General features: G+C 34.7%; 10 protein-coding genes. 1 reads left to right on the top strand and 9 read right to left on the bottom strand.

Features of this window, described 5'->3' with window-relative positions; all coding sequences use genetic code 11:
* Positions 1 to 20 precede the first annotated feature (20 nt).
* From HRU49_RS00540 to HRU49_RS00565, 6 genes are all read right to left on the bottom strand, one after another.
* Entirely contained in the window at positions 21 to 8,243 is an 8,223-nt protein-coding gene (locus HRU49_RS00540; protein ID WP_296353049.1) for a T9SS type B sorting domain-containing protein, read from the bottom strand.
* A 67-nt stretch (positions 8,244 to 8,310) separates the two neighbouring features.
* Positions 8,311 to 10,512 (bottom strand): PorP/SprF family type IX secretion system membrane protein, encoded by a 2,202-nt coding sequence (locus HRU49_RS00545; RefSeq protein WP_296353050.1) that lies wholly within the window; start codon positions 10,510 to 10,512, stop codon positions 8,311 to 8,313.
* A gap of 3 nt (positions 10,513 to 10,515) precedes the next feature.
* Complete coding sequence (locus HRU49_RS00550; RefSeq protein WP_296353052.1) at positions 10,516 to 10,641, bottom strand: hypothetical protein; 126 nt, start codon at positions 10,639 to 10,641, stop codon at positions 10,516 to 10,518.
* Complete coding sequence (locus HRU49_RS00555) at positions 10,642 to 12,060, bottom strand: gliding motility-associated C-terminal domain-containing protein (RefSeq protein ID WP_296353055.1); 1,419 nt, start codon at positions 12,058 to 12,060, stop codon at positions 10,642 to 10,644. It lies immediately after the preceding gene.
* A gap of 105 nt (positions 12,061 to 12,165) precedes the next feature.
* Positions 12,166 to 13,485, bottom strand: a complete 1,320-nt coding sequence (locus tag HRU49_RS00560; RefSeq protein ID WP_296353056.1) for a hypothetical protein — start codon at positions 13,483 to 13,485, stop codon at positions 12,166 to 12,168.
* 268 nt (positions 13,486 to 13,753) lie between these two features.
* On the bottom strand, positions 13,754 to 14,224 hold the full coding sequence (locus HRU49_RS00565) for a hypothetical protein (RefSeq protein ID WP_296353059.1): 471 nt from the start codon (positions 14,222 to 14,224) through the stop codon (positions 13,754 to 13,756).
* A gap of 404 nt (positions 14,225 to 14,628) precedes the next feature.
* On the opposite strand from HRU49_RS00565, the gene HRU49_RS00570 reads away from it, so the two are divergent.
* Positions 14,629 to 15,213 (top strand): hypothetical protein, encoded by a 585-nt coding sequence (locus tag HRU49_RS00570; RefSeq protein ID WP_296353061.1) that lies wholly within the window; start codon positions 14,629 to 14,631, stop codon positions 15,211 to 15,213.
* 1,017 nt (positions 15,214 to 16,230) lie between these two features.
* Here HRU49_RS00570 and HRU49_RS00575 read toward each other — a convergent pair.
* From HRU49_RS00575 to HRU49_RS00585, 3 genes are read right to left on the bottom strand one after another with little or no spacing between them, the layout of a single operon-like run.
* On the bottom strand, positions 16,231 to 16,812 hold the full coding sequence (locus tag HRU49_RS00575) for a HupE/UreJ family protein (protein WP_296353063.1): 582 nt from the start codon (positions 16,810 to 16,812) through the stop codon (positions 16,231 to 16,233).
* 12 nt (positions 16,813 to 16,824) lie between these two features.
* The gene (locus HRU49_RS00580) at positions 16,825 to 17,337 is read right to left on the bottom strand and encodes a DUF6702 family protein (protein ID WP_296353066.1); all 513 of its coding nucleotides are present in this window, start codon (positions 17,335 to 17,337) and stop codon (positions 16,825 to 16,827) included.
* A gap of 6 nt (positions 17,338 to 17,343) precedes the next feature.
* Positions 17,344 to 17,652, bottom strand: coding sequence for a cation transporter (locus HRU49_RS00585; protein WP_296353069.1), 309 nt, complete (start codon positions 17,650 to 17,652; stop codon positions 17,344 to 17,346).
* Positions 17,653 to 17,839 lie beyond the last annotated feature (187 nt).

Here is a 17,839-nt window from a genome sequence, read left to right on the forward strand (position 1 = left end):
GGTTTAGTTCAATGTTAGGGTTATCTATAAAGGGTAAAATGTCCCACTAATTCTTTATTTACATTTGGATCATTGGTTTTTACAACGAACCAATAATCGCCAGTTGGTAGTTCATTGCCATTGTAGCGGCCATCCCAAACCTCGCCTACACGATAGGCTGCTACCTTACGACCATAGCGATCGAAAATATCAAACGTCAGGTTTGGATAATTTTCTGCACATCCTGGTGCCCAAGTATCATATTGACCATCTCCATTTGGTGTAAACCAATTAGGAATGCATATGTCTACAAACTCTAACTCTATTTGGGCCTCAGCTCTACATCCATTACTATCGGTAACGATAATAGTGTAAATACCAGATTCTGTAATAATAAAAGTGCTTTGTGTACCATAGTCTTCACCATTCATAGAGAAAGTATAGTCACCTGATCCACCAGAGGGTGATGCAATGATTTCATTAATTTCTCCTTCCGATAGGGTAAGGGCAATATCATCTAAGTCTTCAATATCAAAGAATTCAGTTGTTTGAATACAACCATTGCTATGCCTCACATTGATGTATTGATTTGTTCCTGCTGGCACATTTGTAAATACGTTACTCAATTGATAAGGTCCACCATTTAATGAATAATCTAAATCTGAAGGATCTGTTAAAGAATCATCAACTGTAACAGTGACCCTATTAACCTGAGTATTATTTTCACATGTAAATTCAACGGTAACTTCAGGATCAATAGTAACCGATTCAGGGAAGGTAATATTCCATTGTGATTCACACCCCTGGGCATCCCTAATGTATACGATATGATCTCCACCAGCTAAATCCGTAAAATCAAATTCCGTTTGTGTTGGCCCGCCTGTAGTATAAGGACCATCGTAATTATCCAGACTTACACTGTAAGGCATGTTTCCGCCAGAAATATCAATACTAAACTCACCATTTTCATCACCATCACATAATTCTGGGAATAAGGAATCCGGCACTATTGTTATTAATACGGGATCTGGATTAGTTATTGTAAAATTAAAAGTTAAATAACAACCTAACTGATCCTGTACAATCACTGTATAATCACCTGCTGCTAGATTAGTAAACGTATTAGTTTCAAAGAATTGATTCAATTGCGGTGAAATAGCATATTGAATCGTTCCTGTGCCCCCTGATGCTGTGATTTCAACAAAACCATTATCATCCCCAGAACAGGTTACATCATTAATTGCTATTGTGGCTTCTAGTTGTGCATTAGGTTCTGTAATTGTTATTATTGCAGTGGTCTCATTACAATCACCACTTTCTACATAAACAATATAATCACCAGCAACAAGATCTGTGAAATACCCTGGTGAACTCTGTGTCGCATTTAGAGGATTACCTAAACTATCTTGTAAGGTATAACTATAATCTCCTAATCCACCTTGTGCTGTGGCTAAAATTGATCCAGTATTGTCGCCGGCACAATTAATGAATGAATTAGAAGATTCTAGATTTATAACTAACTCAGGAAGTGGATCAATTGTAATTTCATTTGATGCATTTGATATACAACCATTAGCATCTCGCACATAAAACGCATATGTACCTTCAAGTGCCGAGAATGTTGTGCTTGTATTAAAACTTCCTAACACAGTTGTAAAGTTTTCTGTATTACTATATTCATAAGGACCAGTACCGCCATTTACACTTAGAGTCAGGGTCGATGCTGTTAAACAAGTCTGTGTACTTGCTCTTACTAAATCTACATCTAAAGGCGTAGGATTTGCTATAACAATATCTAAGGAGGTCATTTCACAGCCAAAACCATCTGTAATAGTCACATTATAAGTGCCTGCACCTAAATCATTAAATACATTAGATGTTTGTGGACCTGATGAACTTACAACAGGTAAAATTGTATTTAGGGTATAAACATAATTAGCACCTTCTCCACCAGAAACAGCAGTAATTGTAATACTGGCATCCTGATTACCAAAACATGACAACACACTTGTGCTTGGTGTAAAAGTCGCTGCAATTGGATTAGGCGTATTAAGAGTAATCACTTCAGAAGCAATACAACCTTCTGCATCTCTTACATTAACAGTATACGTACCTGCAGAAAGATTTTCAAAAACATTATTACTAGAATAGGCCACCGTAACACCACCTGTTAATTCAAATTCATAATCTCCCCAGCCGCCATTAGCAATAGCCGTAATAGTACCTTGATTATTATTACAAGTTACATTTGAAGTCTCAGTTACAACAATTGATAAGGCCTCTTGTGGAGAGCTAATTACAATATTTGCAGTGTTTGAACAAAATGGAATATCGGTTTCAGTAATAACAACTGAGAATGACCCAGCATTCATACCATTAACCGTTAATGGATTTGTAGATGTATTAGCATTAACAACTCCAGTAACAGATACACCCAAGTCATCAAATACTTCATAAGTGTATGCCCCTGAATAATTTGTAACATTAATGTCGAAGCTTCCTGTGTTATCGCCAAAACATGTAACACTAGTTGAGCTTAAGGTAAACATCGGAATAATTGCTTCAGGTACTGAAACTGACACTTCAGACGTACAAGACGTAATACTATCCGTAATAGTTATTGCATAAATTCCTGAAGGCACACCTGTAAATGTGTTACCACTTAGACTAATTGTCGCTGGATTTGGTGCAATACTATACGTATAACTACCTGAACCACCTGAACCAGTCAGTGTAATAACACCATCATCATTATTACATGATGGCAATGTTGTTGCTTCTGCTAAAACATCTATTGGTGCATTGATGTCAATGGAAATTAAATTACTACATCCGTTGGCGTCTTGCACTTCAATGGTATGTGTACCTACAAACAGATTAGAAATTGTAAATGGGGCTGTTTGATTTTGAAATGCACCACCATCAATACTATAACTGTAAGGTGCTATACTTGGAGTATCTAAGCTTACTTCTATTTCGAAGTTACCATCGATTAATTCACAGGTGTTGTTAAGTGTTGCAGAGATCACTGGTGTAGGATCTGCATCTACAATAACAGCTGGACTAGAAACAATACACCCAAAAGCGTCTAAAACGTGAATGTAATACGTACCTGCATCTACGTTAAAAACACTATTGGTGTTCCATCCCGCATCGGTTAAAGGTGGGGTAGTAGCAGTAATTGTTATTTGATATTCGTAAGGAGCTGTGCCATTTTGACCAATTGCACTGATAACTCCTGAGTTAGGATTACAATTTGCATTCTGATCTACAGATACACTTAAATCTAAAGCTACAGGTGATTCTAAAATCTCAAAAATCTGAGATGCCGATTCACAACCATTAAAAGATCCTGTTCCATTTTCCGTAAAAACAATATAGTATTGACCTGCTGTAAGGGTTCCTGGATCTGGAGTTGTTACTGTTTCAGGCACACCAAATGTTACAGCTACGGAGTTAGGCCCATCTACTAATTGGTTATCAAACGCCGAATAAATTGAATAATCTACAGAAGTGGTTGTGCTATCAAAATCGTTTATGGTAAACGTTACACTACCATCGGCAGCACCTAAACAACTGACATTAGTCGGAACTACGCTTGATGTCAATGCTGATACAGGATCTATCGCTGCATCTGCAGGCTTCACATAATAACAGTCCGTCACCAAATCGTGAACTACAAATGTATACACTACACCTGGAATTAAATTTGTAAATGTTCTCACATTACCTCCTGGTGTATCTGGTGAAAAATAGGCTGATGTGTAAGGAATCGTATTAAATTCTATAATACCAAACTCATAACTTCCACTTCCTATGGCAGATATGGCAGTAACTTCGGCTGTACCACCTACGGTACAATCCGGAACTGCAACATTGACATTAATATCCAAATCTGACGGAGGTGAAGCTATTGTAATTTGTTGAGACAGACTACACCCATTAGCATCTACAACATTAATTGTGTAAATACCGAAATTGATAATATTAAAGGTGTGATCTTCATTCGTTGTTGCATTATATGGATTCCCTGCAATAACATCTCCAAAATTGTTAGTAATAAAATACGTCATTGGTGTCGTACCACCTGTAACGTTTTCTACAGTGATGGATCCTAGCGAAGAACCACCTGGATTGTTACATGTGATGTCCACTTTACTTAAATCAAAGTTAATAGCATCAGGTTCTGATAGTGATATGGTTTCAGTCGAAGCACATGAATTCGCATCTGTGATGGTAATCGTGTAATTACCAGCAGTTAATCCTGAGGTCTGTGTTCCATAATCTGTTCCAGTAGAATTATTAAATACATTAATCGTAAATGGTGGTGTACCAACAGTGTTATCAATAGTTATATCTATAGCACCATTTGCATCACCATTACATAGAATTGGTTGGCTTTCAACCACAGCACTAAATGCTGGTGGTGTAATAGGGTTTATAGTGATAATAGATGACTGTGCTGAACAACCATTAGCATCCGTAATTTCAAATTGATAGGTTGCTGGTGTTGCTGTGCTATAAGAAAATGTACCAGCAGTAGAACCTACATTGGCAAATGGCCCTCCATTGATGGAAACTGCATAGTCAAAAGGTGCTGTACCCGATGCTGTACCGGTAAGCACGCCATCAGGAGTTGCTGTACAATCTAAATCTTCAGTTAAAATAACTGTAACTGTTGGCGTTGGGATTGGATCTATAGTATATGATTCAAAATAAATACAATCGTTTTCATCTCTTACCTGAAATGTATAAGTGTCTGGTGACAAACCCAAAAACACATTAGAGGCTTGATAAGCTGTTGTTGCAGTTGCTGGGGCTATAATTTGATATTCTAAAATTCCTGAGCCTCCAGATACGCTGGTGATAGTGACATCACTAGTTAAGGCTGGACATACAACAGGTGTACTGGTGATGTCCATATCTGTTGGTGGATTAAGTGCATCAATTACAATGTCATTAGTAATCGCAGTACAACTATTTGTATCGCTAATCGTAATTGTATAGGTGCCTTGAGTTAATCCATTAAATATATTACTAGACTGAAAATTAACACCATCGATACTATATTCATAAGGAGGTGCTCCTCCAGTAACTCCTGTCACCGTAATTGATCCTTCTCCAATACATGTATAATCTGCTGTTAAATCTGCAGTGCCAGATATCGCAATATTCTCATTAATGGTAACTGTCTGTGGATCCGATGTACAAATGGAACTGCCTATTGTATATTGAACAACAACATCATAATCACCAGCTGTAAGTCCAGTAAATACATTTGAATTTGAAAAGGATGCACCACCATTAGTACTGTAAGCTATAGTATTTCCGTTGGCATTAGTAATATCAATAGTTATCGACCCTGTATTACCAATTCCACCACACAATATATCTGTAGGTGTTATCGTAAATTCTGGCGGTAAAAAAGCATCAACCATTATTGATGTGCTTGCTGAACAGTTATTAGAATCTACAACTAAGATATCATATGTTCCAGCAGCGTTTACAACGATTGTAGGAACTGTTTGAAAATCTGTAGCTCCATTTATAAAGTAAAAATATGGCGGAGTACCACCTTCTGGATAAATCGTAATCTCACCATCGGTGCAATCTAATGGAGCGGTTAATGCAGCAGTTACTGTTAATAAAGGCGGCTCAATGATTGTAATAGTTTCAGTATGCAAACATCCATCTTCAGTTTCTACAGTGGCTGTGTAGGTTCCTGGATTTAAATTATCAAAACTATAGGTATTTTCTGTTATAGGACCTACAGTATTAACCAAAGTTCCTCCTTGTTCTAGGGTAAATGTATACTGAGGATCTACATCATTAGCAGCCAATTGAATACTTCCTAATTCCCCATGACATAAAGGTTGAGAAACTGTTGATGTTACTGTAAAATCTCGTTCTCTTATAAGTACATCTGGGACAGAGAAAATACATGGATTTGTAGGCACACCTATTTGTCTTACAAAAACAGAATATGTTCCAGGTGTATTTATTGTAAACACATTACTCGTTTGATAGTTTGCGCCATCGATACTATACTCGTATCCAGAAGGCACATCATTAACCATAATACTTCCTGAAGTCGTACAAATTATATCTGTCGCCACTACTGTTGGCACTAATAGATTTTGAAATACATTAAAGTAGAATCTATTAAAACAACCACCTGGATAGTTAATAGTTAATCGGAATTGACCCGCTGAATCTACCAAAAAATCAGGTCCTACAGCAACTTGGTTCCAAATACAAGCAGAATCTTCATTTGCACAATCGGCATCAGCAACTGCAGTACAGCTAGACGCGTCTAATTGTTCCCAAATTATAGAAGTAGAATCAGAAATATTAGTTTCTATAAATCGTGTATCATCTGCACCGCATAAGAAAATAAGCGGTAATAACTTTCCATCATTTGGACAAGTCACAATTTCGTCAGCATATGGAATAACAGGGTTCTCCACGTCACCACCAAAAAGTGCAACCTCATAAATCTGTTCTATTGATTGACAAGGGGCAACGGCATTATTAAATGAATAATACGTTCCTGTAGACGTCACTGTAATCGTCTGTGTATCACCTATTACAGGAGTTCCTGTTGGACTTGTTGACCAAATGTAAGAATCATAGCCTCCCGCAGCGGTTAATTCGACACTGTCACCACATAGAATAACCTCCTCTAAAAATTCACAATCCAGATCAGCCAAGAAGTTCGTAGCTTCAGGAGATACTAAACATCCTGTATTTGTATTAATACTTGGATCATCTGTTATTTGAAAAGATGGATTAAAGAAGCCATTATAAGTCGCAAAGGCCTGGTTATTTATTATATTAGAACAGGCGTCGGCTAAATCTCCGCACGAATTCACAACTTCAACTTCTATTCTTATCTCATAGCGTGGATCATTTTCTTCAACAAGTGAATTATCAATATCCAAAACTAATTCTCTTGTTACTGGGTTATAACTTGCTACTGTAACACCTGGTGGTAATATGAGATCTGTTGAATGATCATAAACAATGTTTATTGGAAGAATATCACGTATTTGAAAATTAGTTGCATTATCGTTACCAATGTTTTGAAATCCAATCACATAATTTAATGGAGATCCAAGTCCGACTAATGCCCCACCGATATCATTACCTGTTTCATCTTCAACCGTTTTGGTAAGAACAATATCTGGCTCAATAATCTCAACTGCAAAAGCAAAGAAATATGGGAAATATGTGTCACCACTTGTTTCTAACCGAATTGTACCTGATGTAGCACCATTGGCAATTACAGAATTGCCAGGATTTGGAATTGCAATCATCCCCGTATCAAAACCCAAAGTGTTTGTACTATTTGGAATACGATTATTAACGGGAGTAGCATCTAAACTGGTCACGGAACTATTAAAGAAATTAGACACAGGACGATCTACTGTTGACAAGCTAACTCCATTAAGTCTTAATCGATCACCTAAAATTGGACGATCACCTTCTAAGGAAGCGAAGGCAAAATTAGCCCTAACGGGTGCTGGAGCAGGGACAGTTCTAAAACCATCAACAGGAACATCTAAATTTGGATTTCCACCAGCTACACTTATGGCACTAAAGCCATCAAAACTTGTAATTGATTTACCAGGTAGAGTAGGATCTTCGTAAACAATAAAAAGTGACCATCCTGCTGATTGTCCAGTTCCATTATAAGGATTAAATGTAGACGTTTCTCCAAGACCTGAAGAAACATTTGCTACGGTATAAGTTCCTAAATCACCACCTTGACCATAGCTAGTCACAATATTTGTAACATCAGCAAAACAGGCGTATGAAAAACTATTTCCTCCATCAACGGAAGATCCACCAGCTTCAAAAATAACTGTTCCAGAGATATCATTATAGCCACCTGTTGGACCTTTAAGTTTTACTTCAGTAATAGGTTCATCTCCTGGATTAACAGCACCCCAATACAATCCTGCATATATAATCCTATAGCAGTCAGGATTTGGAATTTCTAAATCCGCACTTGATGAACTAAATGTTGTTGGATCACCATCAATATCTATGTATTGCATATCTACATTGTGATTGTAGACAGATCCATTATTAAATGGATTATTATCAGGTCCGAGAATGTTGTTTCCGATTAAAACAATATCGCCTTTTAAATCTTCGTTGAACCTTGGTGTGAAAGGCACATAATTCTGCGCAAATGATGTGATCCCGAAACACAATATTAACACTAGTGCTAACGTATTTGAAAATGTAGGTCTTTTCATGATACTTGATTTTATTTCCTCATCAATCTCATAGGGCAATGAAATCGAGAAGAACTGCTTAACTTATTTAATTTTCTATTTTTATGAGTGACATTTTAATATTATAAGGTCGATCTCCTTTATTCTCCATAGCTTTATTAGCAGCACTAATACTATCAAATTTATTATAGTATATATAGTATTTACTCGAACTGATATCGTAGAAGAAATCTACATTAGCGCGACCAGAAGCTACAACTTTAGTTAAAAATTCATTTCGTTTATTTATATCACTGTGTACCGCAATGACTAAATAATATCCACTTTCAGTATTCTTTACATTCTTTAAAATCTTAATGTTATCACTTTGCTCTTCCCCAAAATCAAAATCATCTGATGTGTATGGACTTACGGGTGGCTTTGTTGTTCGTTTAATATTCGCTAACATTGCTCGGTCTTGCGCATATCTATCCTCTTCATTATCATAGGCCGCACGCTTAATACGTCTTCTTTTTTCGAACTCTGTAGCTATTCTAATTTCTTCAAGACGAACTTCTAACTGCTGTTTGATTTCTTTAGCCTTTAGTTGATCCTCCTGTATATCTTGGATCTTCTTTTTGTAGAATAAATTAACTTCATCTAATTCAGTGGTTTTAAACCTTAACTCGTAAAGAGCATTTAATGAATCAATCTTTTCACCTTGTAATTTTATAACCGCTTCCAAATCTGCATTGATAGCATTAAGTCTATTATTTTCTTCAGTTACACTTTTGAATGGTTTTGGTTGTACAGCAATACCTTGTTCACTTAAATCATTTTCTTCTTTTAGATCTTTAAGATCTTCATCCTTTATTTCGATTATATTTTTGAACTCATCCAGCAGTCTATTCTGTTCAGTCTTTGAACTTTCAGCATCTTTCGTCAAGGTTGCGATGGATTTACCTATTTCATCCTTAGGATTTTCAATGAGCTCTTGTCGTTGTCTTTCTGCTTCTAAAGCTTGTGCTTCAGCTAATAATTTAGCTTGTTCTGCAGCTGCTTCTTTTGCTCGTTGCGCTTCAGCTTCTTCCTTCGCGTTTTGTTCTGCAAGTAATTTTTCTTGGGCTTCTTTAGCTTTTTGTTCTTCAAGGAGTTTAGCCTGTCTCGCAGCTTCCTCTCGTTCTTTCTTCTCGGCATCCTGGATAGCTTGTTGCTCTGCAAGTAATTTTGCTTCTGCTTCAATTTTTGCATTCGTTTCAGCAACCTCTCTAGCTTTTTCTGCTGCTTCTTTTGGTTCTTGAGGTTCTATTTCACGCTTAGCTTTCTTTTCAGCTTCTGGTTTTGCATTTTTCTCAGTGACTTTAAGAGCATTTGCATCTGACTCACGATCTAATTTTGCTTGTTCTCTTCGTTCTGCAGCTCGTGCTCTAATGCCAGCTAATTCTTCTTCTGATGCCTTAACAATAGGACGTTTTCGCTTTTTGGAGAATAGTCCACTAACTTTTTCATCACCAGTATAGTCATACTTTTTTCTTGGAATAAATCTGTAGGCTAAAGAGACTTCATGAGAAGAACCAAATTCAACCAACTCACCAATGGCCTTTTCAATATTATATTCTAATGCAATATTTTTAGTGATATTAAGTCCAAGTCCTCCAGACACACCAAATCGGCTATTATAGCCAACTTGAAACCAGATGCCTTTAGGTACACTAAGAGCGGCTAGTCCTGAAATGATAGTTTCGTCTTTTCTAAATTCTGACATTATCAATCCTGAAAATTTTGTGTCCTTAAAAAATCCACGCCCCTTAAAAAAACCGGTATGCATAACATGAGCCTGAATGCCTTGTCTAGGATCGTCTTGAATCATTTCTGATGTCTCAAAATTGTAAAGAACAAGATTATTAATAGCAACACCAAAATCTAAAAATGTTGTACCGAAGTTTACACCAGGGTTAAGCGTAAATAAAAAGTTCTCTGGAACATTTTGTAATGAAGGATCATCAAAATTGGTAATGACATTCGAAGTATTAATTCCGCTTTTATAAGCAGCAACATTAAGCCCAAAAGTCAAATTTTTATCCGTATTTAATTTAACGTTATATGCAAAGTTTAAAAGACCTCCGAAAGTGGTTAGGACACCATAATTCTGTTGAAAGGCGGATATGCCAGCGCCAATATTCTCTGCGAACCTTCCAGAAAAACTCCCAACAAATGTTTCTGGAGCATTATTAAACTGAATGTTTTCGCGCTTATTATTAAAACTTATATATTTATGTTGTTCTCTAACAAAAGTGAAGGGAGGGCTCATAGCTTAACGGATAAAAACCAAAGAATTTCGAATTGGCAAATCAAAAGAAACAACACCATCATCTTGCTGAGACCAGCTTAGCTGGGCAGCTAAAAATAACACTAATAGGATTGATAAACTTCGTTTCATTTATTTGATTACTGTTATAGTCCCTTTTTTTACGTCACCATCAGTCTTAGTAATGACGTAATAATATAGTTGATTAATACTGGTAAGATTTAAATCAGCAATAGGCCAATTATTTTGATAGTCCATTGTTTGAAATACGACTTTACCTTGTTCATTATAAATAATTACCTCTGTATTTGTTCCAGTTGTATATTGCAATGGTAAAATCCAAGTGTCATTATTTAAATCGCCATTAGGACTAATCATATTTGGAATATTGTCAACATCTGGAAATGGATCAAAACCTTCTTCGATGGTGAATTCATAAATAACAGAAGCTTCACATCCTGTAGTTTCTGTAATCACAACAGTATAATCGCCAAATTCTGTAGCGTTATACGTATTACCTGTTGCGCCAGCAATAACTTGACTATTTAAAAACCAGGTAAATTCTGGAGTAACGGCATTATTAATGACTTCGATACTTAAGGTTTCGCCTTCTATCAAATAATTAAGTTCTTCAACATTTATATCGCTATTAAACAGCTCACTCACTAAATCGATAGAACCAAAAGCTGAACATACTCCTAGATTTACTTGCACTGAAAACGTACCAGACTCATCGGTTTGGATACTTTGGCCTGTTGCATCAGGAATGGCTACACCATCTTTAAACCATTGGTAACTATTACCGCCTAAAGTAGTTAATGTAGTTAGTCCCTGTTCTGGGCAATATGGATTCCCTAAACTTGAGACGATAGTAGCGTCTGCTTCACCACTTGCACTTGCTTCACTAATAGTAACTCTATTTGAAAATGAATTAGAAGTACAAGTTCCATAATTCGTTTCAACAAAGAATGTTCCTTCTTCACTAACTGAAAGAGAAGGACCAGAGGCCACAAAAACTGCAGTTGTTTCGCTAATTTCTTTGTACCAATTGAACGTTAAAGAGGGGTAGTTTAAAGGCGAATCATTGTTGCCTGTTCCCGGATTATCAATCGTTAACAAATAACTGCCACCTGTACAATAGGCACCTGTTGAAACAAGATTATTAATCGTAAAAGGGGAGTCCTGCAATTTATAGTAAGCCGCAAAGGACGTTGAAGGAGTACTTGTTGCTACAGGAGAGGTACTTTTAATTCTTATTCTATAATTCTCGCCAGAAGTTTCTTCAGGTATTGAAAAATCTAAAGACGCAGGAGACGTAGTTACAGAACCAGAAGGTGAAGTATAAAGTATTGTTGCTCCGGAGAAATCACCATCTGCATTAGACATTTCCACAATAAATTGATTAGAGGCATCTAATGCAGATTCTGGTGAAAAAGCAAACGTAACACTATAAGAGTTAAAACTTTCACTAGCACAAGCTTGACTAAAGCCCAAATTAGGTTGTCCAATTGCCAATTGTGCATTAAGTAGCTGTATTGACAATAATGTCAAGACGAGACATAGTGTTATAAACAGTGTTTTTAGGTTAACGGATTGGATCATTGTGTGTTAGGGCTGTAGTTGTCTTATCTATAAGCTAGAGATCGTTAGAAATTTTTAATCTTCATTATCATCGTCAATGAAATCGTTAGAGGCGATAATTCTATTTACCTGCAATCTATAATCAGGTTCTCTAGTGCTAGTGGCATCAATAAACGTTTCCTTATCAGAGCCTTTAGCATATAGATTATTGAAGGCTCTACTACCATACCAGCTTTCTAAATCGTCATTATTAGTATAGCCTTTACGGTATATGTTTCCTTTACAGTTATTAAAATAGGTTCTTGTAAATTGAATCTTTTCAAGATTTTTATTATTTAATACGATTTGATCATCTAAAACAACAGCTGGATAAAAACCAGAAATAACACTTTTATTAATTGCAAAAGACGCATCAGAACCTATAAAAATAGCCTCTTGAACTAGACCAATTTCCATGTCTGACTTAATATCGTTGGATACATTTACAATCGTTAAATTCTCAGCACTTACATAGGTTTCACGTTTTGAAGTATCAGATTCTTCCTTATTGTCATAGGACTTTATAAGTATAGCTCTAGAACCATTGGCACTTGAAACATAAGGTGATCTTACAGCTAGAGAATTTATTAATTGACATTGTGTGCCAAAGTTGAACTCGTAATCGTTACTTCTTGCCCTGTAAGACACTAATTTTTCGAGAATAGCAGAACCACCAAGAATACTGTATGAATTACCTGCACTGTAGCTTACCATTACATGTTCTAATATGGTTTTATTGCCAATACCAGCAAGAGTTAAAGCATTGTAATACCCATGAGATTTAGTACGTTTACCTGCATATTCTATTCTTACATATTTTAAAATACCAGAACTATCCTCAGCATTGAAACCACCATAAGCAATATCCTTTGTTGAAGACGGATTTAATCCATAATTTAAAGAGGCTAATTTTCCGTAAGTATTAAGAGGTGCATCTCCTAAAAGAAAAATACCTCCCCAATCTCCAGCTTTTTTATCACTTCTACTTGACGTAAAAACAATAGGATCAGTTTGAGTTCCGCTTGCTATAATTTTAGAACCACCTGTAATAATCAAGGATGCCTTAGAATCAAAATCACCAATAATAACAGTTCCAGGTTCTATTGTTAACGTAGCACTATCTTTTACAAAAACGTCACCGAGTAACAAATACACATCTCTCTTCAGTAATTTGGTATCCTTGGTTATATTACCACTCAGGATTTGAGTTGGTTCGCCATAATCTGCATTGCTTGGTTTAAATTCTGTCCAATAACTTAGCCAATTATCATAACCAATAATTCCTTTTTCTTGTTGTGCAAAACTGTTGCTTAACACCAATAGAAAAATAAGTGCGGTTTGAATAAAATTTTTCATAGTTGTTAAATTCGTTTGTTAGATTTTGGGGTTTTTTATAATATCATCAAATATAGTAATAAAACCTATGAAATACAATAATTTATCGATAAAATGCACATTTTTATTCTATAATGTAATATTTATCTTACATTATATGCATATTTTATTTAGTCAAAACACAAAATAGAAGACCTACTGTTTAAACTATAATCAATAACCATTCAAAAAAAAACCTCGACATATTTGCCGAGGTTTTAAAAATGAAAATTTAAAGTTTGGTTATTGGTTATTCTTTAAACTCGTTGTATGTATGCAAGGCTTTTAAAGTGGATTCGTAAAAAAGAATCGCAGCAATCAAATCATTAGTGTCTGAATATGGTAGAATCTTGGTTTGAAATTCTACTGTACTTTCAAAATAACTATCTGAAGCTTCTTTATTTTCCTTTAAAGCCTTTTTATTGTCTTTTGTTTCAGGAATTCCTAAGGATGCCATTGTTACTCCTGGTTTAGTGGCAAATGCAATATTTGGTAAAATATTAACTATAACTTCAATGCGCTCTATGTATAAGGTTAGTAATTGTCCTTTAGACATTTCATCAAGTTGTTCACGACTGTGGTACTTAGCGATATTTACTTTACCGCTAATTATACTTAATGACTGATCTTTTTTACTTTTTGATGAGTCACTTTTTTGAGCATGTCCTAAACCCATCATCAGGAAAAAGATTGCAGTAAATAAAATAAATTTTGTTTTCATGTTTATAGTTTTGATTTGGACCAACGGTGACAAATCTATAGAATTTTACACTAAAAACAACAACTTTTAGTGTTTTTCTTTGATTTTTTTTAACATTTTAAATGCAAATTTCTTGGATAAAGTGCATATTTACTAGGTAAAATGCATTTTTTACCGACGAAATACTTATTTACATTTTATCAAATTTTCACTGACTTTTGAGTGATATTTTAGCAAATTTTAATGCTTTTTTAAATTTAAAATGTTAAAATTCCAGTCATTTCTTCTAGAAAATTGCTCGTAGTTCATCGTCAAATTTTGTAATTTATTTCTGTTTATCGCAAAAAAATGACCTTGATGTAATATTTAAGGTCTCTTGAGATTTTTAGCAGAAATTTGATCTAGAACTCAAATCTTAAAATCTCATGAAAAGTCTTTTTACAGCGTTTTGTTTGTTAATTGTATTAAGTTATAACAACCATATATGGGCTCAAGAAAGTCCAATCTATGATAGAGCAGAGGATCAACTTAGTAATACTGATACTATACCAGATTTTAGATCTATGGTCAACAAATTAAAACTCACAGGCACGGTTTACCAAAGTGATGGAGTAACACCTGCTAAGGATGTGATTATCTTCATCGAACAACCAGACGAAAATGGTGACTTTGACTTAAGAAAATCTGGAGACGAGCGTTATGTGTTCCACAGAAGTTGGGTCAAGACAGGTGCAGATGGTAAGTATACCTTCTACACATTTGTCCCAGGTAACGACAGACGTTACAATCAAATGTCTCAAATATTTCCAATTATTAAAGAAACATCTAAAGAAGAAGTACAGTTAGCCTCTTTACTATTTGACAGTGATCCTTTACTAACAAAACGTTGCCGTAAGCGTTTAGTTAAAAAAGGAGGTGAGGGCAGAATCTTAAACACAACGGCAAAAGACGGGCTACTCATTGCTGAAAAAGATATTGTATTGTCAAACCATAGTGAACCGATAAAGTGATCTAAATACAGTAATAACCGCAAAGCTCTGAATTTATATTCGGGGCTTTTTTGTACTTTAAAAAATCGACACATGGGATACATTACCAAACCAAAACCTGTAACATCTTAATTATTATTAAAGTAATCAATAGGTTCAGTAATGATTTTATCATCGGTATCAATAGATCTATAATTAAAATCTCTGCGGATTGGAATTTACTCTTATTATGCAATTACTAGAATCCTTATAGATCTTAACTTTGGAAACTTACAAGAATTTAGTCCAAAGTTTGATTGTGATAAGAATATTGCACGACCATTAGATGATAATAGTGTCCTTATGAGAGCCTTACTCAGAGAAGGATTGGATTATAACTCATATAATTCATGATTACACAAATTTCAGGGCGATTTAATTAATAATAATCTATTCACATTTGGACAGAGTTTTGTTTCTTTTAGATTATTTCATCACATTATTTCGTATCTTTATAGACCTTCAAATCGGATATTATAAATTACAGATATTGAAGAAAATAGTTTAGGAAATTATGCAAAAAATGAAGCCTATTTAAAAGGCTACTGTAGTTTAGCTACTAATCCGTGATAAAGCCATTGGTTAGCAGTAACTGGCTATTAGGGACTATTGTTTGGCTCGTGTTTCATATGTAAGTTTACCATGCACTTTGCTAAAAGCTTTTTATTTCCAAAAATACTGATCTCATTTATGCCTTTAGTAGCTACACTTGATGTGACGTTTCAAAACTGTAATATTTTATAACCAGCGTTAGATGAACAACATATTTTAAGACACCTTATGATTATTACTAGCACTTTCATTCTATGTGGAATCATTTACAAACGTTCTAAATGATGTGGACTAAGCATGCTCTAATAATAACGCAAGATACAGTTTTCTATATCCTATGCTTAATAAGCATTGCTTTTGTAGTCTTTGTTTATGTTAGCAGATATCTCACAAGACATCAGGTTCATGATCATGACGACGATTCTTTAGATGACAGCTAAAAAGTGTCTAGCTATTTAAAGCGTTTAAGAAAATTGTTGCAGCAATACCAAAGCCAGCCCCAGAAATAAAGATATTCCATTTCATATGTTCGCCCTTAATAACTTTAGTATAAAACCATAATGCGATCATAAAAAGAAGTACAATAAACAGCTGCCCAACTTCAATACCTAGATTAAATAAGAAAAGAGGCATTAGGATACTATCCTCAAAAAGCATGAATTTAAAATTACTTGCAAAAGCCAGACCATGAATTAAACCAAATACTAATGCAATAGCATATTTAACTTGAGTACTTGAAAATTTTCCTTCCTTTCTATAATTGACAATATTGGCTACTGCTGTCAGCATAATGGTAAATGGAATTAACAAATCTATGAGCTCTGGATTGGTTGGAATTATATCCAAAGAACTTAATATCAAAGTACCACTATGACCAATTGTAAATGCTGTAATAATAATTAATACTTGTTTCCATTGCTTCAGGGTAAAGGCAGCGCATAAAGTCATAACAAACAGCAAATGGTCATATGCATTTATATCTACAATATGTTCCCATCCACTTGCAAAAAAGTTTCCGTAGTTACTCATCAATATATATAATTAAAGGATTTTTGTATAAGAATACCGTTCTAACTTGCTCTCAAAACTACTATTAGATACGAAAGGTGGCAACCGTAAGGTTACCCAATTGGATTGAACAGGTCCAAATTCTTCAAAAAGGAGATTATTTTCTATCACCAACTTATCTCCCTTTTTTAGGATTATTGACTGTTTAGCGAATTCAATATTCAACACATTGGATTTTACTGTGTAATCATCAATTTTTAGCTGAATTAGCTTATCGTTGATATAAATTCTAAAATTAATGGCAAAGTAATTTTCAATAGCTAATTTATCATTCTCAGATAAATTACTATCTAATATTTTTTTCATGATAGTACTATTAACAGCTGGACCAAAATCATCAACAAAGACTTTACATTCCATACTAATATGATTGTTTTTGTCATTATATCTAATTTCCGATGCGGTAAGCTTAAGTGGATGATTAGCCTTGCTAAAACTGACTAAAGAAAGCCAAACAAATAGAACACAAAGGACTTTATACTTCATAATAGTTTATTTACAAGGAATTTCACCCTCAAGTTTTGTCACTTTTTCCTTTATTACACTTTCAGAAATCACCTCAGGTTGATACACAATCGAAACTTCTTTAGTATGAAGGTTTAAAATTGTTTGTTTCACACCATTTTGGTTCTTCAGGCCATCTTCAATTACCGTCTGACATTTTTTACATGCAGCTTTCGGTATACTAAACACAGCAACTTCATCATGCTGAGAAACATTCAACGTCCGATTTTCTTCCGGAATATGATTACAAGAAACAAAAAATCCCAAAACTGAGAGCACTATGATTTTTTTAAACATTATATTTGAGTTTTATTGCAACTGTGTTGCGAAAATACAAATATATTAGTTCAAAAATAAACAAAGTAAATAAGAGTATTTGAAACGAATGTTGAAACATATTTTTTAGAATTGTGGTTATGCATGGAAATATTTGAAAAACCAATTACAACCTAAAGAGAAAAATATTATCCTTTATAAATTATTA

Source organism: Winogradskyella sp. (assembly GCF_013213975.1).
Lineage (GTDB): Bacteria > Bacteroidota > Bacteroidia > Flavobacteriales > Flavobacteriaceae > Winogradskyella.

Bases quoted from the DNA above. Each gene is read 5' to 3' on its own strand.
- HRU49_RS00580 (WP_296353066.1), bottom strand. From the start codon at position 17,337: ATGAAGTATAAAGTCCTTTGTGTTCTATTTGTTTGGCTTTCTTTAGTC.
- HRU49_RS00540 (WP_296353049.1), bottom strand. From the start codon at position 8,243: ATGAAAAGACCTACATTTTCAAATACGTTAGCACTAGTGTTAATATTG.
- HRU49_RS00585 (WP_296353069.1), bottom strand. From the start codon at position 17,652: ATGTTTAAAAAAATCATAGTGCTCTCAGTTTTGGGATTTTTTGTTTCT.
- HRU49_RS00570 (WP_296353061.1), top strand. From the start codon at position 14,629: ATGAAAAGTCTTTTTACAGCGTTTTGTTTGTTAATTGTATTAAGTTAT.
- HRU49_RS00560 (WP_296353056.1), bottom strand. From the start codon at position 13,485: ATGAAAAATTTTATTCAAACCGCACTTATTTTTCTATTGGTGTTAAGC.
- HRU49_RS00565 (WP_296353059.1), bottom strand. From the start codon at position 14,224: ATGAAAACAAAATTTATTTTATTTACTGCAATCTTTTTCCTGATGATG.
- HRU49_RS00550 (WP_296353052.1), bottom strand. From the start codon at position 10,641: ATGAAACGAAGTTTATCAATCCTATTAGTGTTATTTTTAGCTGCCCAG.
- HRU49_RS00575 (WP_296353063.1), bottom strand. From the start codon at position 16,812: ATGAGTAACTACGGAAACTTTTTTGCAAGTGGATGGGAACATATTGTA.
- HRU49_RS00545 (WP_296353050.1), bottom strand. From the start codon at position 10,512: ATGAGCCCTCCCTTCACTTTTGTTAGAGAACAACATAAATATATAAGT.